The following is a 24279-nucleotide window of genomic DNA, read 5'->3' as shown; positions in this document are numbered from 1 at the left end:
ATGATCGTCGCGCCGCCGCATACGGGTTAGCGCAGGAACAGCACCCACACCACCACGGCAACCACAATCAGGATCGCTACGGCTGCAATGATACGCCGCGTGCGCGCTCGCGCCTGCTCACGTCGCGTGAAAATCGATTTGCCCTGCTTGGGTAGCTCGAGATATCGGTCGTAGTGAAGCTTCTGACGTTCGTTTTGACCGGTTGCCTGCGGGCGCTGCCCCTTGCCATCGCGTGCAGGATGCGGAAGGTATTCGGGATCGCCCTCCGCCACGCCCATGTGCACATGGCGCGGCTTGTTGAGCTGCTCGAGGGTCACGTAGCGCTCGCGGGTGACGTATTCGGTGGGCACATCGTCGATGGGCTCTTGCGTGAGATGTTCGGCATGGGTGGGGTAAGGCGCGCGCGAAGGACTGTCCGCAGCGGGCGATGGAGCCTGGATACGCTGGTGGGGATATGCGGTGGGGGAGGGATGCTCCCCGATCTGCTCGTTCATGCGACGCCTTAGAACGGATGATCAAATCTGTCCACATTGTACGTTTAATCTAGGGGGTCAATGTTTATTTAAGAAAATGACCACGATGAAAACGTAGGTTGAACCACCAAATATCTTAGTCAAACGCACTTAGATTTGATGATATTGTGACGCTTAGGAAATCTGAAAAAGCCTGAATACGACAGCGCGCACCGGGAATAACTAGGAGCGAACAACGAAGTCATCGCGTCCCAAGAGGAGCGCGGCACATCACTTGAAGGAGTGAGAGATATGGCAAGCATGGTTCCTTATCGTTCGGTTTTCGGTCTTCGTCCCGCAACGTCGCTGCTCGACGCCTTTGACGACATGATGGATTTCGCCAACGCCCCGCTGGCGACCAAGGCATTCCCCATCGATGTCGAGGACAAGGGCGACGGCTACGAGGTCAAGGCGTATCTCACCGGCGTGAGCAAGGACGACATCGACGTTGAGCTCAACGAGGGCCGTCTGTCCATCGCCGTTACGGTCGAGGAGAAGGAGGAAGATAAGGGTAAGAACTACCTGCAGAAGGAGTTCACCTCCTACAGCGCGACCCGCGGCGTTTATCTGAAGGATGCCGCGTCCGAGGGTCTTTCCGCCCGCTACGCTGACGGCGTCCTGACCGTCACCGTGCCCAAGATCGTCGAGAAGAACAACGTCACCAAGATCGCTATCGACTAGCAAGCAACGCATAGACTCGGCAAGGGCCCGAAGCCTCCCGCTTCGGGCCCTTTTGCTGTCCCGTCCGTCTCGGCGGCGCGAATGTGCAGGTCGCAGGCATCGCCATCGCGATGGAGGGTGGCCGACGATCCCAACTCGTTGTCGAGCTGCGCGCCGAGTGCCTCGGCAAGTGCCCGTACGGCCAGGCTCGGTCGGTTGTTCTCCTGCGAGATATGCATCGCCACGACCTGCTCGGTGCGCTCGGAAACGATTTGCTCAACGGCGCGCGCCGCTTGGTCGTTCGACAGATGGCCGCGCTCGGAGATGATGCGATCCTGAAGGTAGCGCGGGTAGGGGCCGGTACGCAGCATAGGGACGTCGTGGTTGCTCTCCAGCGCGAGGATGCGCACGTCGGTCAGCGCTGCGAGCGCTCGGTCGGACAGCACGCCGGTGTCGGTGGCGTAGCCGATGGCGTCGTCGTTCCAGCTGAAGCGGAAGCCAACGGGATTGGTGACGTCGTGCGACGTACCGAACGTTCCCACCGTGACGCCGGCCACGGTGAACGACGTTCCGGGGATGAACTCGCAAAACGGCAGCTCGGCAAGGTATTTGCGCATCTCGGGCGTACCCACGCTCGCGTAGAGTTTCACATCGAAGGCGCGGCACCACACGCTGATGCCGCTCACATGGTCGGTGTGCTCGTGCGTGAGCAGTAGCGCCCGAACGTCGTGCTCGTCGAGCCCCAGGTCGTGCATGCGCGAGAGCACCTCACGGCGCGAGAAGCCGTTGTCGATCATGATGAGGCCCTCTGGCCCCTCCACCAGAGCGCAATTGCCCTTGGAGCCGCTTCCCAGAACATGCAGGTGAAGCGCTTGCGAATGCATGTCGCTCACGGGAATCTCCCTCGTCTTTCAATTCCAACGGCCTGCCGGAACCCCGCCCTGGCCGTTATGCCTTCATGCTGGCCTGTGCCAACGGATACAATAGTGCCGATATAAGGAGGTCACATGCCCACCGTCGCCCAGCACTTCGCGCGACATACCGCCCCGGTTCGTGCCGTGGGTGCCGATAACGCATCTGAACCGTCGTCCCCGGTCGTGCTCATGGTATCAGGTGGCGCGGACTCGACGGCGCTGCTCGTCATGGCGTGCACCTCGAAGCTCGATCTGCGCGATGGCCGCGGCCCTGCCCGCATCGCGCGTGAGCGGCTGCACGTGCTGCACGTCAACCATCATCTGCGCGGTGACGCATCCGACGGCGACGAGCAGTTCGTGCGCGACCTCTGCGGCCGCTACGGCATTCCGCTCTGCGTCGAGCACGCGTCGTTTTCCGAGCTCGACGGCCAGAACCTCGAGGCCGCTGCGCGCGAGGTCCGCTATGCCGCCGCCCGCCGCTACGTACGTGAACTCTGTGAGCAGTCCGGCGCGCCCCGTGCGGCCGCCCGCATCGTGACGGCCCATACGGCGAGCGACCGCACCGAGACCTTCTTCATGAACGCCATCAAGGGTTCGGGACCGGCGGGGCTCTCGAGCATCCCGCGCCGCCGCAACATCATCGTGCGTCCGCTGATCGATCTCACGCACGAGGAGCTCTGCCGCTACCTGCAGGTGGCGGGCATTCCCTGGCGTGAGGACGAAACGAACGCCGACACCTCCTACCTGCGCAACTTCGTGCGTCATCGTGTCGTTCCGCTTGCTCATGAGCGCAATGCCAACCTCGAGCGCGCTATCGGCGCGACATGCGACATCCTGGGCGAGGAAGACGCCTTCATGTCGCAGCTCGCCGCCACGGCGCTGCGGGCCTGCATGCGCCGGGAGGCAGACGGGCTCGTGGCGCTCGATGCGCCGCGCCTGTGCTCCGCCGAGGTCGCCATCGCACGGCGCATGGTGCGGCTGGCGTATCGCAGGGTGGCCCCCGATGAGCGCCTGGAGATGCGCCATGTCGAGGCTGTGCTCGCATGCGCCGCGCGGGGCGAGGGGTCGCTTTCGCTACCGGGCGGCGTGGACGCGCGCATGGAGTTCGGCACGCTTTCGTTTCGCTCACCTCAGGCGCGTGAGCAGCTCGCCGCAGGCTGGCTTCCCGTGCCGGGGCGGATGCACCTGGCAAACCAGATGGTGCTCGAGTCGCAGATCGTGCGCGTTCCGCACGGCACCGACCCGGTCGAGTTCGCCCGCACGGCGCGTGCCGCCGACAGCCCGGACCATCCCGAGCTTGTGGCCTTCGTCGATGCAGCTGCCCTCGGGTTTGCCGAGCGCGATCTCGACCGGCTGGCCGATGCGGCCGGCTCGATTCCGGCTGAGGTGTACACCGCCCACCTCTGGGTGGATGCGCCGGTTCCGGGTGATATCATGTGCCCGTTGGGCATGAACGGCCGATCCCGGAAGGTTTCCGATGTCTTGGGGTCCGCCCATGTGCCGGTGGCGGAGCGCGCGAGCGTGCCCGTGGTGCGCACGCTGCCCGGCGGAACCGTTGTGTGGGTTGGCGGTATTCGCCTCGACGAACGCTTCAAGTGCACAGCGGCCAGCAAGCTGCTGGTAAAATTGGTTATTCGCGCGTGCGGCCCCGCCGATATGCGCGTCAGTGGGTAGGGTGTGCCGCAGCCGGTCCCCGCGAGCAGAAAGGTCAGCCATGGAAGCCCTGCATCCCGATATCGATCGCATCCTGTTCGATCGCGACAACATCGCCTCTATCGTCAAGCGGATGGGTGCCGAGATCACCCGCGACTATCAGGGCAAGGACCTGGTGCTGATCGCCGTGCTCCGCGGCGCGGTCGTGTTCATGGGCGACCTCATGCGCTCCATCGAGCTCCCGATCGCCATCGACTTCATGGCTGTTTCGAGCTACGGTGCCGCCGCCAAGTCGTCGGGTATCGTCCGCATCGTCAAGGACCTCGACATCGACATCAAGGGCCGCAACGTGCTCATCGTCGAGGACGTTCTGGATTCCGGCCTGACGCTCAACTACCTCATGAAGAACCTCTCGAGCCGCCATCCGGCGTCGCTCGAGGTGGCCACCTTCCTGTGGAAGGACGTGCAGGGCAAGCAGGCCGCTGTGAACCCGAAGTACGTGGGTACGCACTGCCCCGACGATTTCGTGGTCGGCTATGGTCTCGACTATGCCGAGCGCTACCGCAACCTCCCCTACGTGGGTGTTCTTAAACCGGAGGTCTATTCGTAGTATGTCATGTTGGAACGACCGCGCGGAGGGTCCGATTACGGTGCTCCGCGCAGCGGGCGACGATCCGAACGGCCCTGCCAAGCAGCGCAAGGAGCCTGAGGGCGAGAGCCTGTTCGACAAGCTCGACGATCGCCGCCGCATGCCCGGCGGCCCGGGAATGGGCGGTGGCAACCGTCCTCCCTCGCGCGTGGGCTGGCTGTACTTTCTCATCGGGTGCGTGCTTATCGCGTACCTGTTCTTCAATATGGGTGGCGGGCTGTTCGGCAGCTCCGCCAGCGTGACCGAGATCCCGACGAGCTCGTTTGTGACCGCGGTGGAGGAGGGGCGTGTCGAGAGCGCCGTCTACACGGTGGCCGACGGCTCCGTTGAGGGCACCTACTGGCAGAACAAGGACGATGTCGGAGATAAGGCCGATGCCGTGCCGTTCGTGTCCACCTATGTGGGGTCCGACTCGCTGGCCGAGCTCATGGCCAAGCATCCCGAGACGCTGTACAGCGTCGACACCTCCGACCCCAACCTGCTCGCGAACGTGCTCATGAGCGTGCTGCCCACCGTGGCGCTCATCGCCCTCATGATCTACTTCATGCGCCAGATGACCGGTGCCAACAGCAAGGCGATGCAGTTCGGCAAGACGAACGCGAAGACCAACGAGGCCACGCGCCCCAAGGTGAAGTTCGCCGACGTCGCCGGTATCGACGAGGCCGTCGAGGAGCTCAAGGAGGTCCGCGACTTCCTGGCCGATCCCGAGCGCTTCCGCAAGCTTGGCGCCAAGATTCCGCGCGGCGTTCTGCTGGTCGGCCCTCCGGGCACCGGTAAGACGCTGCTCGCCAAGGCGGTGGCCGGCGAAGCGGGCGTGCCGTTCTTTTCCATCTCGGGTTCCGACTTCGTCGAGATGTTCGTGGGCGTGGGCGCCTCGCGTGTGCGTGACCTGTTCAAGGAGGCGAAGTCGCAGTCGCCGTCCATCATCTTCATCGACGAGATCGACGCGGTCGGCCGCCAGCGCGGTGCCGGCCTGGGCGGCGGCCACGACGAGCGCGAGCAGACGCTGAACCAGCTGCTGGTCGAGATGGACGGCTTCGAGGAGTCCGAGAGCGTCATTCTGATTGCCGCGACCAACCGTCCGGACATCCTGGATCCCGCGCTGCTGCGCCCCGGCCGTTTTGACCGTCAGATCACGGTCGACCGTCCCGATGTGAAGGGACGCGAGCAGATCCTGCGCGTGCATGCCGCCAACAAGCCGCTGGCAGACGACGTGAGCTTCGACAAGCTTGCCAAGCTCACCGTCGGTTTCACGGGTGCCGACCTCGCCAACCTGCTCAACGAGTCCGCGCTGCTTGCTGCGCGTCGCCATCGCACCACCATCTCCATGAACGAGGTGGAGGAGTCCATGGAGCGCGTTATCGCCGGTCCCGAGCGCAAGGCGCGCGTCATGAGCGCGACGGAGCGCACGACCATCGCGTACCACGAGAGCGGCCATGCGCTGGTGGGTCACGTGCTGGAGCACTCCGACCCGGTGCATAAGATCACGATCATCCCGCGCGGTCAGGCGCTGGGCTACACCATGCAGCTGCCCACCGAGGACCATTACCTCAAGACCAAAAACGAGATGCTCGACGAGCTCGCCGTGTTTTTGGGCGGCCGCGTGGCCGAGGAGATCATGTGCGACGACATCACGAGCGGCGCCTCCAACGACCTCGAGCGCGCCACGAAGATGGCCCGCGAGATGGTCACGCGTCTGGGCATGAGTCAGGAGCTGGGCACGCAGGTGTTCGGCGAGGCACAGCACCAGGTGTTCCTCGGTCGCGATTACGCCGACCATCAGGATTACTCCGAGGAGACGGCGCGCCGCATCGATGCCGAGGTCCAGCGCATCATGCGCGAGGCGCACGAGCGCGCCTACCGGATTTTGAACGAGCGCCGCGAACAGCTCGAGCTCATGAAGACGGTCCTGCTCGAGCGCGAGACCGTCGAGGGCGATGCCGTGACGGCGCTGCTCGACAACACGTGGGACGAGTATCTCGCTGAGCACAGCGAGGAGGCGCCCGCCTCTCCCGTCCCTGCGGCGCCCAAGCCCTCCGACGAGGAGATTGCTGCCGAGGCCACCGCATATGCGCAGGAGGCCCTCGACGCCGAACATGAAAAATAGGGGACAGGTCCCAAACTTTCATCAGCGAGCCTCCCGGCAGTCAGCGCCACCGGGAGGCTTTTTCATGCAAGTTTGGGACCTGTCCCCAAACTTGAATCGTTAACTTTGGGGGCTTCGCTTCATCTCGCGCGTACAATGGCACAAACGACACGAAAGCGAGGCTCCCATGATCAACGACGTGATGTACGCGCGCGGCGCCGAGAGCTCGAAGATTCGCGAGATCTTCTCGTACGGTCTCGAGCGCAAGGCGCAGATCGGTGCGGACAAGGTGTTCGATTACTCCCTGGGCAACCCCAGCGTTCCCGCGCCCGATGCGGTGCGCGCGTCCATCGAGCGCTCGCTGGAGCTTCCGGCCGAGCAACTGCACGGCTACACCCCGGCACCCGGCCTCCCCGAGGCGCGCGCTGCGGTCGCGGCGTCGCTCAACCGCCGATTCGGCACGTCCTACACCAAGGGAGATGTCTTCATGACCGTAGGTGCCGCCGCATCGGTGTCGATGTCCATCCACGCCATCACGACCCCGGGCGAGGAGGTTATCGTTATCGCGCCGTACTTCCCCGAATATGCCGTGTGGATCGAAAAGGCCGGTGCGGCATGCGTCGAGGTGCTCGCCGATCAGGAGACCTTCCAGGTTGACCCTGCGGCCGTCGCGGCGGCGATCACGCCGCGCACGGCGGCGGTGATCATCGACTCGCCCAATAATCCCACCGGCGCGGTCTATGCCGCCGAGACCCTCGAGGCCCTCGCTGCGGTCCTGCGCCAGGCGAACGAGGGGCGCGAGCAGCCCATCTTCCTCATCTCCGATGAGCCGTACCGCGAGATCGTCTACGGTGCCGAGGTCCCGTGGGTCCCGTCCATCTACGAGCACACGATCGTGTGCTATTCGTACTCCAAGTCGCTCTCGCTGCCCGGCGAGCGCGTGGGCTGGGTGCTCGTCCCCAACACCTGCTCGCTTGCCGATCGCGTGATGCCCGCCATCGCCGGCGCCGCCCGCACGCTCGGCTTCGTGTGCGCGCCCGCCCTGTTCCAGCGTGTTGTCGCCGATTGCGTTGACGAGCCCTCCGACGTCGAGGCCTATGCGCGCAACCGCACGGTGCTCACGCAGGCGCTTTCCGAGTACGGCTATACCTATGTGGAACCCGATGGCGCGTTCTACCTGTGGGTCAAGGCACTGGAGGATGACGCCGAGGCGTTCTGCGAGCGCGCGAAGGCCTACGAGCTGCTGCCGGTTCCCTCCAACAGCTTCGGCGTGACGGGATGGTTCCGCTTGGGTTACTGCATCGACTACGATGTCATCGTGAATTCGCTTCCCGCCTGGAAGCAGCTTGCGGAGGAGTACCGGGTATAAGGATTGCAAACGTGCGGCGCTCCGCAGCGTCGCACGTTCGGGCACCCAACACGGCAAGGGGGTTGAGTCATGGCCTATCAGATCGCCTGCGACGTTCACACGCATACGTTGTTCTCGCGGCATGCGTACTCGACGATCTCCGAGAACGTGGCGGTCTGCCGGGAGCGCGGCATCGAGCTTCTGGGCTCGACCGACCACTTCAGCGAGATGTTGTTCCCCGAGCAGCATATCCGCAACTTCCAGTACTTCCAGAATCAGGACATCTGGCCGCGCTTGTGGGACGGCGTGACGCTCCTGCATGGCGCCGAGGTCGATATCGTCTCGCTCGATGGCGGGCTGTTCGGCCAGGATATCGACGTGTCCGAGACCATCGTGGGCAATCCGTATCGCGAGGCGGGGAGCCTGTTCGACCGCGTGACCGGGCAGCTCGACTACCTCATCGCGAGCGTGCATAATGGCGCCTTCACCAAGGGTGCACCGCTTGCGCGCACGACGAGCATGTATGTGCGGGCACTCGAGAACCCCAAGGTGTTCATCTTGGGGCACACGGGCCGCTCCGGCGTGCCGTTCGATTACGACGAGGTGCTGACGGTCGCCAAGGAGAAGCATAAGCTCATCGAGATCAACGAGCATAGCCTCGAGGTCGATTCGCGCGGGTGGTTCCATACCGTGTGCTCGCGCATCGCGCAGCGCTGCGCGGAGATGGGCGTGGGTATCGTGGTGTCGACCGATGCGCATGTCGCGCCGGTGATCGGGCGCTTTCCGCACGCTCAGGATATGCTCGAGAGCATCGGGTTTCCGCAGGAGCTCATCATGAACCGCGACCGCGCGACGTTTTTGGGCGCGCTTGCCGACGCAGACGTGTGCAACCTGACCGAACTCGCCAGCCTTTCGGAGTACACCGACTAGCACGATGTCCACTTTCAGGACGGAGATGTTTCCGGACATTCGCCGGGCGCGGGACCGCCGGCCACCTCCCCGCAGAGGCCGGCGGTCCCGCGCCCGGCGAATGTCCGGAAACATCTCCGTCCTGAAAGTGGACATCCGACCGTGACAAGGAGAAGGATACATGCTCAAGCGCACGTTTGAGGAAGACCTGCAGCGGGCCGTGGCGTTTCATGGCCATATGTGTGCCGGGCAGGTTATCGGCACGCGCATGGCCCGTTTGGCCATGGCGTATTTCGGCATCGAGGATGCGGACACCTACCGCGACCTTATCGCCTTCGTCGAATGCGACCGCTGTCTGGCGGATGCCGTGATATCGGTTGCGAACTGCCATCTGGGGCGACGCCGACTCAAGTGGTACGACTACGGCATCATGGCGGCGAGCTTCTACGACATCGCGGCCGATCGCGCTATCCGCATCACGCAGCGCAACGACGTCCCCAAGGCACCGCACGACAAGCAGGAGATGCTCGCGTTCTTCAACGGCCTATCCGATGCCGAGCTGTTCTGCGTGCATGAGGTCGATCTTCCCGATTTCAAGGAGTTCGACCTGCCGGGGCGCCCGCGCAAGACGCAGATCTGCGAGGTGTGCGGCGAGCGCGTCCACGATGGGCGCGGCGTCGAGCGCGATGGCCATACGTATTGCCGCCGCTGTGCCGGCGAGCACGTGTACTATACGCTCGGTCCCGAGGTGAAGCTCTAAGCGGGAGGGCGCAGAGCGCTTCTGCCCGCCCGCGCGAGGGCGTTACGTGCGCTCCAGCACCGCGACGGTCTCCACGTGATCGGTGTGCGGGAACATGTCGACCGGCGTCAGGCGGACCATGCGGTAGCCGCCGCGTGCCAGTTGGTCGATGTCGCGTACCTGCGTCACCGGGTTGCAGCTCACGTAGACGATGCTCCGCGGCGCGAGGGTGCATGCGGCATCGAGGCACGCCGGCGTGGAGCCTGCGCGTGGCGGGTCGAAGCACAGGACATCGACCTTCTCGCCCCGCTCGGCCGCGCGCCGCATGTAGGCGGTCGCGTCATCGGCCACGAAACTCGCCACGTCATCCAGATCGTTCAAAGCGGCGTTACGCTTCGCATCCGCGATGCCCGCCGCGTTCTTCTCCACGCCGAGCAGCCTTACCGTGGTCCCGGCGTCGAGCGCCGCCCGTACCGCGCAGAGGCCGATGGTGCCGCTGCCGCAGTAGGCGTCCATGAGGACATCCCCGTCGTGCAGCGCCATGCCGTCGATAGCGAGCTGGTAGAGGACCTCGGTCTGGGCGGGATTCGTTTGGTAGAAGGCGGTGGGGGAGATGTCGAACGAGCAGCCGAGAAGGCCGTCGCGCAGGCGTCCCTCGCCCGCGAGAACATGCGTCTCGGAACCCAGGATGGCGTTGGTCACGCGCGGGTTGACGTTCTGGGCGATCGTGGTGATTCGGGGGTCGATACCCTGCAGCGCCTCGAGAAACGCGTGGTAGCGCGGCAGGTCGCGCTGGCTCGTCACGATTGTGAGCATCGCCTCGTCGGTTTTCCAACCCATGCGCAGCACGGCGTAGCGCAGGAGGCCGCGGCGCGCGTCCTCGTCGTAGGCGGGGATGCGGCAGGCTCGGGCGGCCTGGGCGATGCCGTTTAGGATGGCTCGCGCGCCCGGAGCCTCGACGATGCAGTCGGGGACAGGCACGATGCGGTGCGTTCCCCGGGCGAAGAAGCCGCAGCGCACCGCCCCGTGCGGGCCGGGGGCGAACGGCGTGACGGCCTTGTAGCGAAACGCGCGCGGCGCAGGCAGCGAGCCCTCGCCGGCGTATCCTCCCATGCCCTGCACGGGATCGAGGGAGACATCCCAGCGATAGCGCTCGATGAGCGGGGCGAACAGCTCGTCCATGGCCTGCTGCTTGCGCGCGAGCTGCTTGCGGTAGGGCATGCCGAGCCACGTGCAGCCGCCGCACTCTCGCATGACGGGGCAGGGTCCGTCGGCGACGGGGCAGGGTCCGTCGGCGACGGGGCGTTTCTTTTTTGCAGCGGCGCGCGGCTTAGCCATAGAGCTTCCAATCGTTGAGGATGTCCACTTTCAGGACGGAGATGTTTCCGGACATTCGGCTCGCGCCGCCGAATGTCCGGAAACATCTCCGTCCTGAAAGTGGACATCCGGGCGTGTTCAACCTGCAGTCTGCCATCCGGGCACGCCGTGTGCAACCTTAATAATGGGGCGCACATACATGGAATTGCTACTAGCCCGGTGAGGACGGGGTAGGATAGGTGAGATTGAACCGCGAAAGACACGCTGTGGGGAAGCATTCATGCTCGAGCTGAAGAACATCACCAAGGACTACCCGTCGGGCGACACCGTCGTTCACGCGCTCAAGGGAATCTCCGTTACCTTTCGCGACCAGGAGTTCGTGAGCATCCTCGGCCAGTCAGGTTGCGGCAAGACGACGCTGCTCAACATCATCGGCGGCCTGGATCAGTACACCCGGGGCGACCTGGTCATCAACGGACGCTCCACCAAAAGCTACCTCGACCGCGACTGGGACACCTATCGCAACCATTCGGTCGGTTTCGTCTTCCAGAGTTACAACCTCATTCCGCACCAGAGCGTCATCGCCAACGTCGAGATGGCCCTGCTGCTCTCCGGTGCGCCCAAGGCCGAGCGTCGACGCCGCGCCGAGGAGGCGCTCGCGCAGGTGGGGCTCGCCGAGCAGATGAACAAGAAGCCCAACCAGCTGTCTGGCGGCCAGATGCAGCGCGTGGCCATCGCCCGTGCCATCGTCAACGATCCCGAGATCATCTTGGCCGACGAGCCCACGGGCGCGCTCGACACCGACACCTCGGTCGAGGTCATGGAGATCTTGAAGAAGCTCTCGCGCGACCGCCTTGTCATCATGGTCACGCACAACCCGCAGCTTGCCGAGGAGTATTCCGACCGCATCGTCCGCATCAAAGACGGCCTGCTCACGAGCGACACCAACCCGGTCGACCCCGCGACTGAGTTCCTCACCGAGGAGCAGATCCAAAGCCATGCGGTCGCCGACGCGCGCAAGGGCAAGCGCGGTATGAGCTATCTGTCGGCCATCTCGCTGTCGTTCACGAACCTCATGACCAAGAAGGGCCGCACCTTCCTTACGGCATTCGCCGGCTCGATCGGCATCATCGGCATCGCGCTCATCCTGTCGCTTTCCGACGGCGCGCAGAACTACATCGCCGAAACCGAGGAATCCACGATGGGCGACTACCCGCTGACCATCCAGGAGACCTCGATCGACATCGCGAGCATGATGACCTCGATGATGGGCACGGCGGGGGAGGCCGCCGAGGAGAACACGTCGGGCGATGTCGTGTCGAAAGATCTTGTGACCGATATGGTGACGGGTGTCGCCGACGGCGCCAACGAGAACGACATGCGCGCCATCAAGGAGTGGCTCGATTCGAACCCCGGCGACATCAACGACTACGTGACGTCCATCGAGTACACCTACGATACGCCGCTGAATGTCTACAAGGCCGACACCTCGAAGGGCGCGGTGCAGGTGAACCCCGCGACCGTCATGGATGCGCTCGGTATCTCCATGGGCTCGACGCAGACCGAGATGATGAGCACCATGTCCGGAACGAGCGGGTCGAGCTACGACGTGTGGACGGAGCTGCTTCCCAACCGCGACCTGTGGGAGCGCGACTACGACGTGGTCGCCGGCCGCATGCCCGAGAGCTGGGACGAGGTCGTGATCTACGTGGACCGCAACGATCGCATCTCCGACTACACGCTCTACGCGCTGGGGCTGCTCGATCAGGCCGACCTGCGCGGCATGATGGCCGACGTCATCGCCGGCAAGGAGGTCGACGAGGTCGAGCAGACGAGCTACACCTACGACGAGCTCATGGACCTCACGTTCAAGCTGGTGCCCGAGAGCTCCAAGTACGCCGAGCAGGACGACGGCACGTGGAAGGACATGGCCGACGACGAGAACTACCTGCGCGATGTCGTGGACGGTGCGGAGGAAGTCCGCGTCGTGGGCATCGTGCGCCCGAGCGAGGATAGCGACGTCGGCAGCAACTGGGGCGCCGTCCTGTATACGCCCGAGCTCATGGAGCACCTGGTGGGGATCGTCAACGACAGCGCAGCTGTGGCCGCCCAGAAGGACAACCCGGGCACCGACATCTTCACGGACATGCCGTTCTCCGATTCGTCGAGCGACGAGCTCACCATGGAGGGCATCGACGCCCTGATCGCCCAGATGCCCGCCGACCAGGCGTCGCAGCTGCAGGACTACATCGACGAGCTGCGCGCCGAGGGCCTTTCCGACGACGAGATCGCCAGCGCGTTCTCGCGCCAGATGGCGCAGCAGACCGACAACGCGACCTACGAGGGTAACCTCGAGAAGCTGGGTGTCGCGAGCATGGACGATCCGTTCACCATCAACATCTACCCGAACGACTTCGAGGCCAAGGAGTATATCGACAACCTGATCGAGTCGTACAACGACGATATCGCAGCCTCGGGCGAGGGGACCGAGATCCAGTACACCGACATCGTGGGCACCCTCATGTCGAGCGTGACGGACATCGTGAACGCCATCACCTACATCCTGATCGCCTTCGTGGCCATCTCGCTCGTGGTGAGCTCGATCATGATCGGCATCATCACCTACATCTCGGTGCTCGAGCGCACGAAGGAGATCGGCATCCTTCGCTCCATCGGCGCGAGCAAGCGCGACGTGAGCCGCATCTTCACCGCCGAGACCTTCATCATAGGCCTGGTGTCCGGCGTGCTGGGCATTCTGGTGACGGTGCTGCTGGACATTCCGGTGAACATGATCATCGAGCAGGTTGCGGACGTGGCCAACCTGGCTGCCGTGCCGGTGGGCGCGGGTATCGCGCTCGTGGTGATTTCGGTCGTGCTCTCGCTCGTGGCGGGCGTGGCCCCCAGCCGCATGGCCGCCAAGAAGGACCCCGTCATCGCCCTGCGCACGGAGTAGCCGACTGCCGACAAGAAGGGGCCGGGTACAAACTTGTCGCCTAGGCGGATTTCGTTCGGTCGACGGGATCCGTCCCTAGGCGACAAGTTTGTACCCGGCCCCTTCTTGTCGCCCTTGTCAATGGACCTGCCATTTTGCGCTATTGTGCAGTTCCTGCGGAGGGATGTTGCGTCGTCAACATCTCAAAACTTTTAACTAAAATGCTTTAGCTAGTTTTGCACGCAAGGGGCGCGCGAAAAGCGCGCGCTTCGGATTCGAGTGCGAACGAATGACGCACTCGGAAAGGAGTTGTCATGGATTTCGAGAAGATGCGCGAGGTCATCTCCGAGACCGTCGGTTGCGACCTTGAGAAGGTCACCCGCGAGGCCAAGCTCGAGGAGGATCTGGGCGCCGACTCCCTGGCCGCCATGGAGCTCGTCATGGCCCTCGAGGAGGCCTTCGACTGCGAGATCGATGACGCTGAGCTCGACCAGTTCAAGACCGTTGGCGATCTGGCCGACTACCTGGAGAACAAGGCTCAGTAACACATCCGAGCCAGTAGCCGGGCAGGGCCGCGCGTCCTGCCCGGCTTCTCTTTATGCAGCACGCATCGAGGGAAGCACCGATCGATTGGCTCTCGCGGGCAGCTCTCCCGAATGTCCTAAAACATCTCCGTCTTGAAAGTGGACATGAGAGGCAAACGACCAGTGTTTCCCTGGTAGACAAGGAGGTTCATGCACATGGCTATGAAGACTCAGGACATCATCGACCTCATGGGTCGTTTTGATACGAGCGGCATCGGCCGCATGAAGATCACGAGCGGCGATACAACCATCGAGCTCGAGAAGCCCGGCTGCGGCCCCGTGCCGCCCATGCCGATGACCGCCCCCGCCGCCGCGGCTCCGGCGCCCGCCGCTGCCCCGGCTGCCCCCGCAGCTGCCGCCGCTGCCCCGGCTGCCGCGCCTGCTGCCGATGAGGCTCCCGCGGCTGACGGCCCCTGCATCACCGCTCCGCTCGTGGGCACGTTCTACGTCGCCCCCTCGCCCGATAAGGACCCCTATGTCCAGCCCGGCGACCACGTGAAGAAGGGCGATACCGTCTGCCTGCTCGAGGCTATGAAGATGATGAGCGAGGTCACCGCCCCGTGCGACTGCGTGATCGACGAGATCATGGCCACCGACGGCGAGCTCGTGTCCTTCGGCGCCCCGCTGATCCGCTACCACGAGGCTTAAAGGCGGCGCCCCATGTTCAAGCGAATCCTTATCGCCAACCGCGGCGAGATCGCCGTGCGCGTCTTCCGCGCGTGCCGCGAGCTCGACATCGAGCCGGTGGTCGTGTACTCCGAGGCCGACCGCGAGGCGCTGCACGTGCAGCTCGCCGAGCACGCCTACTGCATCGGCCCCGCGCCCTCCGCGCAGAGCTATCTCGACACCAAGGCGCTGCTCACCGTGGCCAAGGCCGCGCACTGCGACGCGATCCACCCCGGCTACGGCTTTTTGTCCGAGAACGCCGAGTTCGCCGATGAGTGCGAGAAGAACGGCATCACCTGGATCGGCCCCTCGGGCGACGTTATCCGCACGATGGGCAACAAGGCCGCCGCGCGCGAGCTCATGAAGGGTGCCGGCGTGCCCGTGGTGCCCGGCTCCGACGGCTCCGTGAAGGATGTAGCCGAGGCCAAGCGCGTCGCCGACGAGATCGGCTATCCCGTGCTCATCAAGGCTGCTGCCGGCGGTGGCGGCCGCGGCATGCGCAAGGTCTTCGACCCGAACCAGTTCGAGGACCTCTTTGAGGAGGCCCGCGCCGAGGCACGCGCCTGCTTCAACGACGACGAGATGTACCTCGAGAAGCTCGTGCTCAACCCGCATCACATCGAGTTCCAGATCATGGCCGATGCGCAGGGCAACGTGGTCCAGCTGGGCGAGCGCGACTGCTCCATCCAGCGCCGCGGCCAGAAGATGATCGAGGAGACCCCCTCGCGCGTGCTCACCCCGGAGCTGCGCCAGCGCATGGGAGAGGCCGCCGTGGCCGCCGCCCGCGCGGCTGGCTACGTGAACGCCGGCACCATCGAGTTCGTGCTCGATCCCTCCGGTGAGTTCTACTTCATTGAGATGAACACCCGTATCCAGGTCGAGCATCCCATCACCGAGTGCGTGACGGGCGTCGATCTCGTGCGCGAGCAGCTGCGCGTGGCTTCCGGTCTCTCGCTTTCGTTCACGCAGGACGACATCCAGCTGCGCGGCCACGCCATCGAGTGCCGCGTCAACGCGGAGGACCCGGCGCACGGCTTCATGCCGTCGCCCGGCATGGTCGACTTCGTCCACATCCCCGGCGGCTACGGCGTGCGCGTCGACACCGGCCTGTACGCGGGCTGCGAGCTGCCGCCCTACTACGACTCGCTCGCCGCGAAGCTCATCGTGTGGGCGCCCACGCGCCTCGAGGCGCTGCGCCGCATGCGCCGCTGCCTCGAGGAGTTCGTCATCGACGGCCCCAAGACCAACATCGACGTCCTCCATCAGATCATGTACCACCCCGGCTTCATCCGCGCGACGTACAACACCTCGTTTATCGACGAGAACCTCGACACGCTGCTGGCGTGGACGAACGTCGCCGACGATGCCGCTTCCGACACCGCGAAGGAGGCGTAACGCATGGCGGGAATCCTTGCCGAGCGCCGCAACCGCCTGCTCGCGCTCAAGAAGATGCGCCAGCAGGGCACGGCGCCTGCTGTCGAGGAGCGGACGTGCCCCAGCTGCGGCCGCGCCCTGAACGACGGCGACCTGGCGGACAACCAGTTCGTGTGCCCCTACTGCGGCCATCATTTCGCCGTTCCGGCGCGCGACCGCATCAAGATGCTCGTCGACGACGGCCAGTTCCGCGAGCTCGACGCCGCGCTGGTCTCCACCGACCCGCTCGATTTCCCCGACTACCCCGAGAAGCTCGCGAAGCTGCGCGCCAAGACGCATCAGGGCGATGCCATCGTGACCGCCATCGCCAAGATTGGCGGCGTGCGCGTGGCCATCGCCGCGCTCGACACGCGCTTCCTCATGGCGAGCATGGGCGCCGTGGTGGGCGAGAAGCTCACCCGCCTCATCGAGCGCGCCACCAAGCAGCACCTGCCGCTCATCGTGTTCTCCGCGAGCGGCGGCGCCCGCATGCAGGAGGGCATCATCTCGCTCATGCAGATGGCCAAGACCTCCGCGGCTATCCAGCGCTTCTCCGATAAGGGCGGCCTGTACATCTCGGTGTTCACCAACCCCACGACGGGTGGCGTAACCGCGAGCTTCGCCAGCCTGGGCGACATCCATCTGGCCGAGCCCGGCGCGCTCGTGGGCTTCGCCGGCCCGCGCGTGATCGAGCAGACCATCGGCCAGAAGCTCCCCGAGGGCTTCCAGAGCGCCGAGTTCCAGCTCGAGCACGGCTTCATCGACGCCGTGGTGCCGCGCGCCCGCATGCGCTCGACCCTGATTCGCCTGCTTGTGCTTCATGGAAAGGGGGGCAGCGAGCATGTCGGATAACCTGTCCGTCACCGTTGACGTCCTGACCGCCGCGCAGCGCGTGGCCATCGCCCGTCACCCCGGTCGCCCCGGCGTGGCGCAGATCGTCGACGCCCTGTTCACCGATTTCTTCGAGCAGCGCGGCGACCTCAACAGCACCGACGACCCCAGCATCATGGGCGGCATCGCCCTGTTCCACGGCCGCCCGGTCACCGTGATCGGCAACCGCAAGGGCGCCGACATCGAGGAGCGCGTGGCCTGCAACTTCGGCATGGCCTCGCCCGAGGGCTACCGCAAGGCGCAGCGCATCATGCGCGCCGCCGAGAAGTTCGGCCGCCCCATCTTCACCTTTGTCGACACCTCCGGCGCCTACCCCGGTATGGAGGCCGAGGAGCACGGCCAGGGCGAGGCCATCGCCCGCTCCATCGAGCTCATGAGCTCGCTCACCGTGCCCGTCATCTCCGTGATCTGCGGCGAGGGCGGCTCCGGCGGCGCGCTGGCGCTCGCCGTGGGCAACCGCGTGATCATGCTCGAGAACGCCGTGTACTCCGTGCTTTCGCCCGAGGGCTTCGCGTCCATCCTGTGGAAGGACTCGAGCCGTGCCGATGAGGCCTGCGAGGTCATGAAGCTCACCGCCGACGACCTGCTGGAGCTCGGCGTCATCGACGGCATCATCCCCGAGCCCGCCGGCGGCGCGCACGAGAACTCCGCCGCGCTCTTCCAGGTGCTCGACACCCAGCTCACCCGCGAGCTGGAAGCACTTTCCAAGATGAGCCCGAACGCGCTCGTGAACGACCGCTACCGCAAGTTCCGCGCCATGGGTTCCACCGCCGTGAAGCGAGGCCGCATATGATGGGCGTCAAGATCCTCGGCACCGGGTCGGCCGTACCCAGCCGCGTGATGACCAACGACGATATGGCCAAGATCGTGGAGACCTCCGACGAGTGGATCTCCACGCGCACCGGCATCCGTTCGCGGCGCTACTGCGATGCGGAAGTGGGCGAGAGCCACCGCACCCTGGTGCGCGACGCCGCTGCGCGTGCGCTCGAGGCGGCGGGCATTGAGCCCGCGCAGGTCGGTGTGTGCCTCGTGGCCACGTTCACGGCCGATACGTGCACCCCGTCGGCCGCCTGCCTGCTGCAGGCAGATCTGGGCATGCCGGAGGATACGCTCTGCTTCGACCTGAACGCCGCGTGCGCCGGCTTCGTGTACGGCCTGCATGTGGCCGAGTGCCTGCTGCCCGGCGCTGCGCGCCCCTACGCGCTCGTCGTGGGCGCCGATACGCTCTCGCGCGTCATGGATTTCACCGACCGCACGACCTGCGTGCTCTTTGGCGACGGCGCGGGCGCGGCGGTGCTCGAGCGCGCCGAGGGCTACCCTGAGCTGCACGCTGTCTGGGGCTCGCGTGGCGACGACACCTCGCTGTACGCCCCCGGTGTGGGCTGCGACGACCCGTCGTACCTGCATATGGACGGCCGCGCGGTGTTCCGCTTCGCCACCGAGGTCATGCCCCGCTGCACCACCGAGGTGCTCGAGCGTGCGGGCATCTCCGCCGATGAGGTCGACCGCTTCGTGTACCACCAGGCCAACAAGCGCATCGTCGACTACTCCGTGAAAAAGCTCGGTCTCGACCCGGCCAAGTGCGAGGGCAACATCGACCACACCGGCAACACGTCGGCCGGCAGCGTGCCCATCCTGCTTGACGAGCTGGTCCACGCGGGCAAGCTCGGCTCCGGCAGCCGCGTGCTCATGGCAGGCTTCGGCGCAGGCCTCACCTGGGCCGGCGCCCTCGCCGAATTCGCCTAAACCTGACAGTTAGGACGGTTCCCGCTGTCATGAAATGCCAACCATGACAGCTAGGACGGTTCCCACTGTCATAAGAAAGGAATGCTTGAAGATATGAAGAAGCTGAACGAGATTCTGGGAACCGAGTTCCCCATCATCCAGGGCGGCATGGCCAATATCGCCACCGGCGAGTTCGCCGCGGCCTGCTCCAACGCCGGCGCGCTCGGTCTCGTGGCCGGCGGCGGTCTTGACGGCGAGAGCCTGCGCGCCCAGATTCGCCGCGCCAAAGAGCTGACCGACAAGCCCTTCGGCGTCAACCTCATGCTCATGAACCCGCATATCGACGACTGCGCCAAGGTCGTCGTGGAGGAGGGCGTACAGGTCGTCACCACCGGCGCCGGCAACCCCGCCAAGTACGTCGAGGCCTTCAAGGAGGCCGGCATCCGCATCTTCCCGGTTGTCGCCGCGCCGATTCTCGCCAAACGCCTCGCGCGCCTCGACATCGACGGCATCATCGCCGAGGGCACCGAGTCCGGCGGCCACGTGGGCGAGGCCACCACGATGGCGCTCGTGCCCGCCGTGGTCGACACCGTCGACCTGCCCGTGGTCGCCGCCGGCGGCATCGCCGACGGCCGTGGCATGGCCGCCGCCTTCGCGCTCGGCGCCTGCGGCGTCCAGGTGGGCACCTGCCTGCTCGCGAGCGAGGAGTGCCCCATCCACGCCAACTACAAGGACAAGGTCGTCAAGGCCGGCGTGAACGACACCGTCGTGACCGGCCGTCCCGCCGGCGCCCCGGTCCGCTGCCTCAAGAACAAGATGACCAAGAAGTATCTCGAACTCGAGCAGCAGAACACCAAGCGCGACGAGCTTGAGGCCCTGACGCTCGGCAGCCTGCGCCGTGCCGTGCTCGACGGCGACGTCGACACCGGCAGCTTCATGTGCGGCCAGGTGGCCGGCATGGTGCACGAGATCCGTCCGCTGCGCGCCATCTTCGAGGACATGATGGCCGGCTGCAAGACCGTGATCGACGGACTGGAGGCGTAAATCCATGGCAACCGCGTTCCTCTACGCCGGCCAGGGCTCGCAGCATGCGGGCATGGGCCGCGACATGTACGAGGCCCATCCGACGTTCGCGCAGGTCATCGACGCTGCTGACGCCGCGGTGGACTTCGATCTCAAGACCCTTATGTTCGAGGGTCCCGACGACCAGCTGAACCTCACCGAGTACACCCAGCCCTGCATGGTGGCTTTCGCCTGCGGCATGACGGCCGTGCTTGCCGAGTGCGGCATCGCTCCCGATTACGTCGCGGGCCTGTCGCTCGGCGAGTACTCCGCGCTGGCTGCCGCCGGCGTGTTCGAGCCCGTCGAGGCCGTGAAGCTCGCCGCCTTCCGCGGCGCCGCCATGGCAAGCGCTGCCGCCGGCCGCGATACCGCGATGATTTCCATCCTGGGCCTTGACCGCGAGACCGTGGAGTCCGTTGTGGCCGCTGCTGCTGCCGACGCCGCCGAGGGCACGACCGTCGAGGTCTCCAACTACAACTGCCCCGGTCAGATCGTCATCGCCGGCGACCGCGCGCCCGTCGAGGCCGCCGCTGCCGCCGCCAAGGAGGCCGGCGCCCGCCGCTGCATCCCGCTGAAGGTGAGCGGCCCGTTCCATACCTCGCTGCTCAAGCCCGCCGGCGACGCCCTGCGCGACCGCCTTTCCGGCCTTGAGCTGGGCGAGATGCGCGTGCCCGTGCTCTTCAACACGCTCGGCCGCGAGATGGGCGAGGGCGACGACATCGTGAGCCTGCTCGAGCGCCAGGTGCAGTCCTCCGTTCGCATGGAGGACACCATCTGCCGCCTGGCCGAGCTGGGCGTCGACCGCATCGTCGAGATCGGCCCGGGCAAGGTTCTGTCCGGCCTGGTGCGCAAGACCGTCAAGGAGATCGCCTGCACGCCCGTCGAGACCGTCGAGGACCTGCAGAAGCTGACCGAAACCCAGGAGGGATAACCCATGGATCTGACCGGCAAGACCGCCATCGTTACCGGTGGCAGCCGCGGCATCGGCCGCGCCATCTGCCTTGAGCTCGCCCGCCGCGGCGCCAACATCGTGTTTTCCTACGCTGGCAACGCCACCGCTGCCGAGGAGACCGTCAAGCTCGTGGAGGAGACGGGCGCGACCGCCCGCGCCGTCCAGGGCGATGTGACCTCCGCCGACTCCGCCAAGGAGCTCGTCGAGGCCGCCAAGGAGCTCGGCGGTGTGGACATCCTCGTCAACAACGCCGGCATCACCCGCGACAAGCTGGCCGCCCGCATGAGCGAGGAGGACTTCGACGCCGTCATCGCCACGAACCTCAAGGGCGCCTTCCTTATGACCAAGGCCGTGCTGCGCCCCATGATGCGCGCCAAGGGCGGCGCCATCGTCAACATGGCGAGCGTTGTGGGCATCATGGGCAACGCCGGCCAGGCCAACTACGCGGCCAGCAAGGCGGGCCTCATCGGCATGACGAAGTCCGTTGCCCGCGAGGTCGCGAGCGTCGGCATCCGCGTGAACGCCGTGGCGCCCGGCTACATCGAGACCGATATGACCGCCGCCATGCCCGAGGCTGCCCAGCAGGCCATGTGCTCCGCGATCCCGGCCGCCCGCGCCGGCAAGCCCGAGGACGTGGCGCACGCCGTGGCCTTCCTGGTGTCCGACGAGGCTGCCTACATCACCGGCCAGGTGCTTGCCGTCGACGGCGGTATGGCTATGTAAGGGAAAAGGCTTTGCCTTTTCCCTTACATAGCCTGACGCTGCGCGGTCATCTGGCGGGCGATCTGGCCCTCACTCGTTGGGCATGGCCCTAAGGCCTATGCCCTCCTCGTTCAGGCCACCTCGCCTCGCCAGCTGCCCGCTCGCTGACTGAGTACTCCACCTACAAGGGTGAAAAAACCCTAGAGGTTATTTCACGCCGAACCAAAACGTAACCCGCCCTATATTGGCGAAAGGATGAGATATATGAGCAAACGCAGGGTTGTGATCACCGGCTTGGGCGCGCTGACGCCCATCGGCAACACCGCGACCGAGAGCTGGGATGCCGCCCGCGCCGGCAAGCTCGGCATCGCCCCCATCACGCAGTTCGATGCGAGCGCGCAGAAGGTCAAGATCGCGGCCGAGGTCAAGGACTTCGAGCCCAAGGACCACTTCAGCGCGCCCGAGGCCAAGCACAAGTCCCGCTTCACCCAGTTCGCGCTCGTCGCGGCCCGCGAGGCCATCGCCCAGAGCGGTCTTGACCTCGAGGCCGAGGACCTCACCCGCGCCGGTGTCATCGTGTCCTCCGGCATCGGCGGCGTCCGCGAGACCGAGAACCAGCAGACCAGCTGCCTGAAGCGCGGCTTCGATCGCTGCTCGCCCTTCTACATCCCCATGGGCATCTCCAACATGGCTGCCGGCGAGGTCGCCATCGAGTTCGGCTTCAAGGGCATGTGCACCTGCCCGGTGACCGCCTGCGCCGGCGGCTCCAACGCCGTGGGCGATGCCTTCCGCCACATCCGTGACGGCTATGCCGACGTCATGCTCACCGGCGGCACCGAGGCGGCCATCACCCCGCTGTCCATCGGCGGCTTCACCACCATGCGCGCCCTGCACACGGGTGACGACCCCACCTGCGCCTCCATGCCCTTCGACGCTCGCCGCAGCGGCTTCGTGATGGGCGAGGGCGCCGGCATGCTCGTGCTCGAGGAGCTTGAGCATGCCCAGGCCCGCGGCGCCAACATCATCGCCGAGGTCGTCGGCTACGGCGTGACCTGCGACGCGTACCACATCACCGCTCCCGCGCCCGACGGCGAGGGCGGCGCCCGCGCCATGGCCCAGGCCCTGTCCGACGCCGGCGGTGTCGCGCCCGAGGCCGTGGGCTACATCAACGCGCACGGCACCTCCACGCCGCTCAACGACAAGGGCGAGACGGCTGCCATCAAGACCGTCTTCGGCGATCACGCCTACGACATGGCCGTCTCCTCTACCAAGTCCATGACCGGCCATATGCTGGGCGCTGCCGGTGCGGTCGAGGCCATCTTCACCGCCCTTGCCCTGCGCGACCAGTTCCTGCCGCCGACCATCGGCTACGTCGAGCCCGACCCGGCGTGCGACCTCGACTGCGTGCCCAACGAGGGCCGTGCCGCCGACATCGAGTACGCGCTGTCCAATTCGCTCGGCTTCGGCGGCCACAACGCGTGCGTCCTGCTCAAGAAGTGGAATGGCTAGGTGATTTCCATGCAGCTCGATTCGAATCAGATCGCGGAGATCCTTCCGCACCGCTATCCGTTCGCGCTCATCGACCGCATCGAGGACGGCGAGGAGGGCTCCTGGGCCCGCGGCCGCCTGTGCGTGAGCAATATGAGCCCGGTGTTCTGCGGCCATTTCCCGCAGTACCACGTGCTACCCGGCGTACTCATCGTCGAGGCGCTGGCCCAGGTGGCGGCCGTCGCCATGCTGTCGCTGCCCGAGAATCGCGGCAAGCTCGGCTTCTTCGCCGCCATCAAGGACGCCAAGTTCCGCTCCCAGGTGCGCCCCGGCGACGTGCTTGAGCTCGAGAGCCATATCACCCGCGTCCGCGGCTCCTTCGCCTTCGTCGACGCGGAGGCGCGCGTCGACGGCAAGGTGGCCTGCTCCGCGACGCTGACGCTCGCGCTGGGCTCCGCCGACAACCAGTAGCGGAGGCGCTCAGATGAGTGCCGCCGAGGACCATCAAAAGTTGGAAGAAATGTTCGAGAGCGTGTACGACAAGTTCAAACTCCACTTCTACCAGGAGACCTTCGCCCGGTTCCAGAACCGCGAGGCGAGCCTCACCACGGTGGAGGCGTTCGCGATGGAGGCGATCCACGCGCTGGGATCGCCCACCGTGCACGAGTTTGCCGACTTCATGCGCATCTCGTCCTCGAACGCGGCGTACAAGATCGGCAGCCTGATCCGCAAGGGCTATGTGGAGAAGGTCCAATCGGAAAGCGACGGCCGCGAGTACCACCTGCGTCCGACCCAGAAGTACCTCGACTACTACAGCATCAGCTCGCATTACATCCACGATGTCATGGCGCGCATCAAGGAGCGCTTCTCCGAGGACGACCTCGCGAAGTTCGAGGAGATGCTCTCGGTGATGAGCGAGGAGCTCATGCCCGAGGTCACCGTCTGACAACCGACAAGAAGGGGCCAGGTGCAAACTTGTCGCCCAGGGGTGGATTCCGTCAACCGACCGGGATTCGCACCTTTGGCGTCTTTGGGGACGTAGCCAGAAGGTGCCATGGGCGACAAGTTTGCACCTGG

Annotated in this window: 23 protein-coding genes; 20 read left to right on the top strand and 3 right to left on the bottom strand. The window is 65.5% G+C overall.

From position 1 onward, the window contains the following. Nucleotides 1-26: 26 nt before the first annotated feature. Entirely contained in the window at nucleotides 27-494 is a 468-nt protein-coding gene (locus H6A16_RS01800; protein ID WP_204615613.1) for a hypothetical protein, read from the bottom strand. Between the two features lie 270 nt (nucleotides 495-764). Here H6A16_RS01800 and H6A16_RS01795 point away from each other — a divergent pair, with 270 nt between their 5' ends. Beyond that, nucleotides 765-1193, top strand: coding sequence for an Hsp20/alpha crystallin family protein (locus tag H6A16_RS01795; protein ID WP_204615610.1), 429 nt, complete (start codon nucleotides 765-767; stop codon nucleotides 1191-1193). Here H6A16_RS01795 and H6A16_RS01790 read toward each other — a convergent pair. After that, a complete protein-coding gene (locus tag H6A16_RS01790) occupies nucleotides 1190-2056 on the bottom strand; it encodes an MBL fold metallo-hydrolase (RefSeq protein WP_204615810.1) in 867 nt (288 codons plus the stop codon). The two genes, H6A16_RS01795 and H6A16_RS01790, sit on opposite strands and share 4 nt — an antisense overlap. 123 nt (nucleotides 2057-2179) lie before the next feature. On the opposite strand from H6A16_RS01790, the gene tilS reads away from it, so the two are divergent. The 6 genes from tilS to H6A16_RS01760 all read left to right on the top strand — a co-directional run bounded on the left by tilS (nucleotide 2180) and on the right by H6A16_RS01760 (nucleotide 9491). Beyond that, nucleotides 2180-3760: a tRNA lysidine(34) synthetase TilS gene (gene tilS, locus H6A16_RS01785; RefSeq protein ID WP_204615608.1), complete on the top strand. Its 1581-nt coding sequence runs from the start codon at nucleotides 2180-2182 to the stop codon at nucleotides 3758-3760. Nucleotides 3761-3800: 40 nt separating this feature from the next. Next, nucleotides 3801-4349, top strand: a complete 549-nt coding sequence (gene hpt, locus H6A16_RS01780) for a hypoxanthine phosphoribosyltransferase (protein ID WP_204615607.1) — start codon at nucleotides 3801-3803, stop codon at nucleotides 4347-4349. A 1-nt stretch (nucleotide 4350) separates the two neighbouring features. Then, complete coding sequence (ftsH, locus tag H6A16_RS01775) at nucleotides 4351-6495, top strand: ATP-dependent zinc metalloprotease FtsH (protein WP_428830072.1); 2145 nt, start codon at nucleotides 4351-4353, stop codon at nucleotides 6493-6495. 166 nt (nucleotides 6496-6661) lie between these two features. Continuing rightward, complete coding sequence (locus H6A16_RS01770) at nucleotides 6662-7843, top strand: pyridoxal phosphate-dependent aminotransferase (protein ID WP_204615605.1); 1182 nt, start codon at nucleotides 6662-6664, stop codon at nucleotides 7841-7843. A 69-nt stretch (nucleotides 7844-7912) separates the two neighbouring features. Continuing rightward, nucleotides 7913-8752 carry a phosphatase gene (locus H6A16_RS01765; RefSeq protein ID WP_204615604.1) on the top strand — a complete coding sequence of 280 codons (840 nt, stop codon included), beginning with the start codon at nucleotides 7913-7915 and terminating at the stop codon, nucleotides 8750-8752. 160 nt (nucleotides 8753-8912) lie between these two features. Further along, the gene (locus tag H6A16_RS01760) at nucleotides 8913-9491 is read left to right on the top strand and encodes an FmdE family protein (RefSeq protein WP_204615602.1); all 579 of its coding nucleotides are present in this window, start codon (nucleotides 8913-8915) and stop codon (nucleotides 9489-9491) included. Between the two features lie 42 nt (nucleotides 9492-9533). Here H6A16_RS01760 and rlmD read toward each other — a convergent pair whose 3' ends face one another. After that, nucleotides 9534-10808, bottom strand: a complete 1275-nt coding sequence (gene rlmD / locus H6A16_RS01755) for a 23S rRNA (uracil(1939)-C(5))-methyltransferase RlmD (RefSeq protein ID WP_204615599.1) — start codon at nucleotides 10806-10808, stop codon at nucleotides 9534-9536. 259 nt (nucleotides 10809-11067) lie between these two features. Between rlmD and H6A16_RS01750 the strand changes: the two genes are divergently transcribed. From H6A16_RS01750 to H6A16_RS01690, 13 genes are all read left to right on the top strand, one after another. Then, nucleotides 11068-13740 (top strand): ABC transporter ATP-binding protein/permease, encoded by a 2673-nt coding sequence (locus tag H6A16_RS01750; RefSeq protein ID WP_204615596.1) that lies wholly within the window; start codon nucleotides 11068-11070, stop codon nucleotides 13738-13740. 293 nt (nucleotides 13741-14033) lie between these two features. Continuing rightward, the gene (gene acpP, locus H6A16_RS01745; RefSeq protein WP_066830438.1) at nucleotides 14034-14264 is read left to right on the top strand and encodes an acyl carrier protein; all 231 of its coding nucleotides are present in this window, start codon (nucleotides 14034-14036) and stop codon (nucleotides 14262-14264) included. Between the two features lie 195 nt (nucleotides 14265-14459). Continuing rightward, the gene (gene accB / locus H6A16_RS01740) at nucleotides 14460-14951 is read left to right on the top strand and encodes an acetyl-CoA carboxylase biotin carboxyl carrier protein (RefSeq protein WP_239458131.1); all 492 of its coding nucleotides are present in this window, start codon (nucleotides 14460-14462) and stop codon (nucleotides 14949-14951) included. A 12-nt stretch (nucleotides 14952-14963) separates the two neighbouring features. Beyond that, a complete protein-coding gene (gene accC / locus H6A16_RS01735; protein ID WP_204615594.1) occupies nucleotides 14964-16364 on the top strand; it encodes an acetyl-CoA carboxylase biotin carboxylase subunit in 1401 nt (466 codons plus the stop codon). Nucleotides 16365-16367: 3 nt separating this feature from the next. Beyond that, entirely contained in the window at nucleotides 16368-17234 is an 867-nt protein-coding gene (gene accD, locus H6A16_RS01730) for an acetyl-CoA carboxylase, carboxyltransferase subunit beta (protein WP_204615592.1), read from the top strand. Beyond that, nucleotides 17224-18066, top strand: coding sequence for an acetyl-CoA carboxylase carboxyltransferase subunit alpha (locus tag H6A16_RS01725; RefSeq protein ID WP_204615590.1), 843 nt, complete (start codon nucleotides 17224-17226; stop codon nucleotides 18064-18066). The genes accD and H6A16_RS01725 overlap by 11 nt, the downstream gene beginning before the upstream one ends. Continuing rightward, entirely contained in the window at nucleotides 18063-19019 is a 957-nt protein-coding gene (locus H6A16_RS01720) for a beta-ketoacyl-ACP synthase III (protein ID WP_204615588.1), read from the top strand. Before H6A16_RS01725 ends, H6A16_RS01720 begins: the two co-directional genes overlap by 4 nt. 93 nt (nucleotides 19020-19112) lie before the next feature. Then, entirely contained in the window at nucleotides 19113-20042 is a 930-nt protein-coding gene (locus H6A16_RS01715) for a nitronate monooxygenase (RefSeq protein WP_239458130.1), read from the top strand. Nucleotides 20043-20046: 4 nt separating this feature from the next. Continuing rightward, nucleotides 20047-20991, top strand: a complete 945-nt coding sequence (gene fabD / locus H6A16_RS01710; RefSeq protein WP_204615585.1) for an ACP S-malonyltransferase — start codon at nucleotides 20047-20049, stop codon at nucleotides 20989-20991. A 3-nt stretch (nucleotides 20992-20994) separates the two neighbouring features. Beyond that, entirely contained in the window at nucleotides 20995-21735 is a 741-nt protein-coding gene (fabG, locus tag H6A16_RS01705) for a 3-oxoacyl-[acyl-carrier-protein] reductase (RefSeq protein ID WP_204615584.1), read from the top strand. Nucleotides 21736-21978: 243 nt separating this feature from the next. Continuing rightward, on the top strand, nucleotides 21979-23223 hold the full coding sequence (gene fabF / locus H6A16_RS01700) for a beta-ketoacyl-ACP synthase II (protein ID WP_204615583.1): 1245 nt from the start codon (nucleotides 21979-21981) through the stop codon (nucleotides 23221-23223). Nucleotides 23224-23232: 9 nt separating this feature from the next. After that, nucleotides 23233-23673 carry a 3-hydroxyacyl-ACP dehydratase FabZ gene (gene fabZ, locus H6A16_RS01695; RefSeq protein WP_204615804.1) on the top strand — a complete coding sequence of 147 codons (441 nt, stop codon included), beginning with the start codon at nucleotides 23233-23235 and terminating at the stop codon, nucleotides 23671-23673. A gap of 49 nt (nucleotides 23674-23722) precedes the next feature. Beyond that, nucleotides 23723-24148 carry a MarR family winged helix-turn-helix transcriptional regulator gene (locus H6A16_RS01690; protein ID WP_239458129.1) on the top strand — a complete coding sequence of 142 codons (426 nt, stop codon included), beginning with the start codon at nucleotides 23723-23725 and terminating at the stop codon, nucleotides 24146-24148. The last annotated feature ends 131 nt before the right edge of the window (nucleotides 24149-24279 follow it).

It is taken from the genome of Collinsella tanakaei, from assembly GCF_016900375.1.
GTDB lineage: Bacteria > Actinomycetota > Coriobacteriia > Coriobacteriales > Coriobacteriaceae > Collinsella.
The sequence above is the reverse complement of the archived record's forward strand: the minus strand, read 5'-3'. Positions and strand labels throughout refer to the sequence as shown.

Coding starts and splice junctions, on each gene's coding strand:
- H6A16_RS01800 (WP_204615613.1), bottom strand. CDS start 494: ATGAACGAGCAGATCGGGGAGCATCCCTCCCCCACCGCATATCCCCAC.
- H6A16_RS01795 (WP_204615610.1), top strand. CDS start 765: ATGGCAAGCATGGTTCCTTATCGTTCGGTTTTCGGTCTTCGTCCCGCA.
- H6A16_RS01790 (WP_204615810.1), bottom strand. CDS start 2,056: ATGCATTCGCAAGCGCTTCACCTGCATGTTCTGGGAAGCGGCTCCAAG.
- tilS (WP_204615608.1), top strand. CDS start 2,180: ATGCCCACCGTCGCCCAGCACTTCGCGCGACATACCGCCCCGGTTCGT.
- hpt (WP_204615607.1), top strand. CDS start 3,801: ATGGAAGCCCTGCATCCCGATATCGATCGCATCCTGTTCGATCGCGAC.
- ftsH (WP_428830072.1), top strand. CDS start 4,351: ATGTCATGTTGGAACGACCGCGCGGAGGGTCCGATTACGGTGCTCCGC.
- H6A16_RS01770 (WP_204615605.1), top strand. CDS start 6,662: ATGATCAACGACGTGATGTACGCGCGCGGCGCCGAGAGCTCGAAGATT.
- H6A16_RS01765 (WP_204615604.1), top strand. CDS start 7,913: ATGGCCTATCAGATCGCCTGCGACGTTCACACGCATACGTTGTTCTCG.
- H6A16_RS01760 (WP_204615602.1), top strand. CDS start 8,913: ATGCTCAAGCGCACGTTTGAGGAAGACCTGCAGCGGGCCGTGGCGTTT.
- rlmD (WP_204615599.1), bottom strand. CDS start 10,808: ATGGCTAAGCCGCGCGCCGCTGCAAAAAAGAAACGCCCCGTCGCCGAC.
- H6A16_RS01750 (WP_204615596.1), top strand. CDS start 11,068: ATGCTCGAGCTGAAGAACATCACCAAGGACTACCCGTCGGGCGACACC.
- acpP (WP_066830438.1), top strand. CDS start 14,034: ATGGATTTCGAGAAGATGCGCGAGGTCATCTCCGAGACCGTCGGTTGC.
- accB (WP_239458131.1), top strand. CDS start 14,460: ATGGCTATGAAGACTCAGGACATCATCGACCTCATGGGTCGTTTTGAT.
- accC (WP_204615594.1), top strand. CDS start 14,964: ATGTTCAAGCGAATCCTTATCGCCAACCGCGGCGAGATCGCCGTGCGC.
- accD (WP_204615592.1), top strand. CDS start 16,368: ATGGCGGGAATCCTTGCCGAGCGCCGCAACCGCCTGCTCGCGCTCAAG.
- H6A16_RS01725 (WP_204615590.1), top strand. CDS start 17,224: ATGTCGGATAACCTGTCCGTCACCGTTGACGTCCTGACCGCCGCGCAG.
- H6A16_RS01720 (WP_204615588.1), top strand. CDS start 18,063: ATGATGGGCGTCAAGATCCTCGGCACCGGGTCGGCCGTACCCAGCCGC.
- H6A16_RS01715 (WP_239458130.1), top strand. CDS start 19,113: ATGAAGAAGCTGAACGAGATTCTGGGAACCGAGTTCCCCATCATCCAG.
- fabD (WP_204615585.1), top strand. CDS start 20,047: ATGGCAACCGCGTTCCTCTACGCCGGCCAGGGCTCGCAGCATGCGGGC.
- fabG (WP_204615584.1), top strand. CDS start 20,995: ATGGATCTGACCGGCAAGACCGCCATCGTTACCGGTGGCAGCCGCGGC.
- fabF (WP_204615583.1), top strand. CDS start 21,979: ATGAGCAAACGCAGGGTTGTGATCACCGGCTTGGGCGCGCTGACGCCC.
- fabZ (WP_204615804.1), top strand. CDS start 23,233: ATGCAGCTCGATTCGAATCAGATCGCGGAGATCCTTCCGCACCGCTAT.
- H6A16_RS01690 (WP_239458129.1), top strand. CDS start 23,723: ATGTTCGAGAGCGTGTACGACAAGTTCAAACTCCACTTCTACCAGGAG.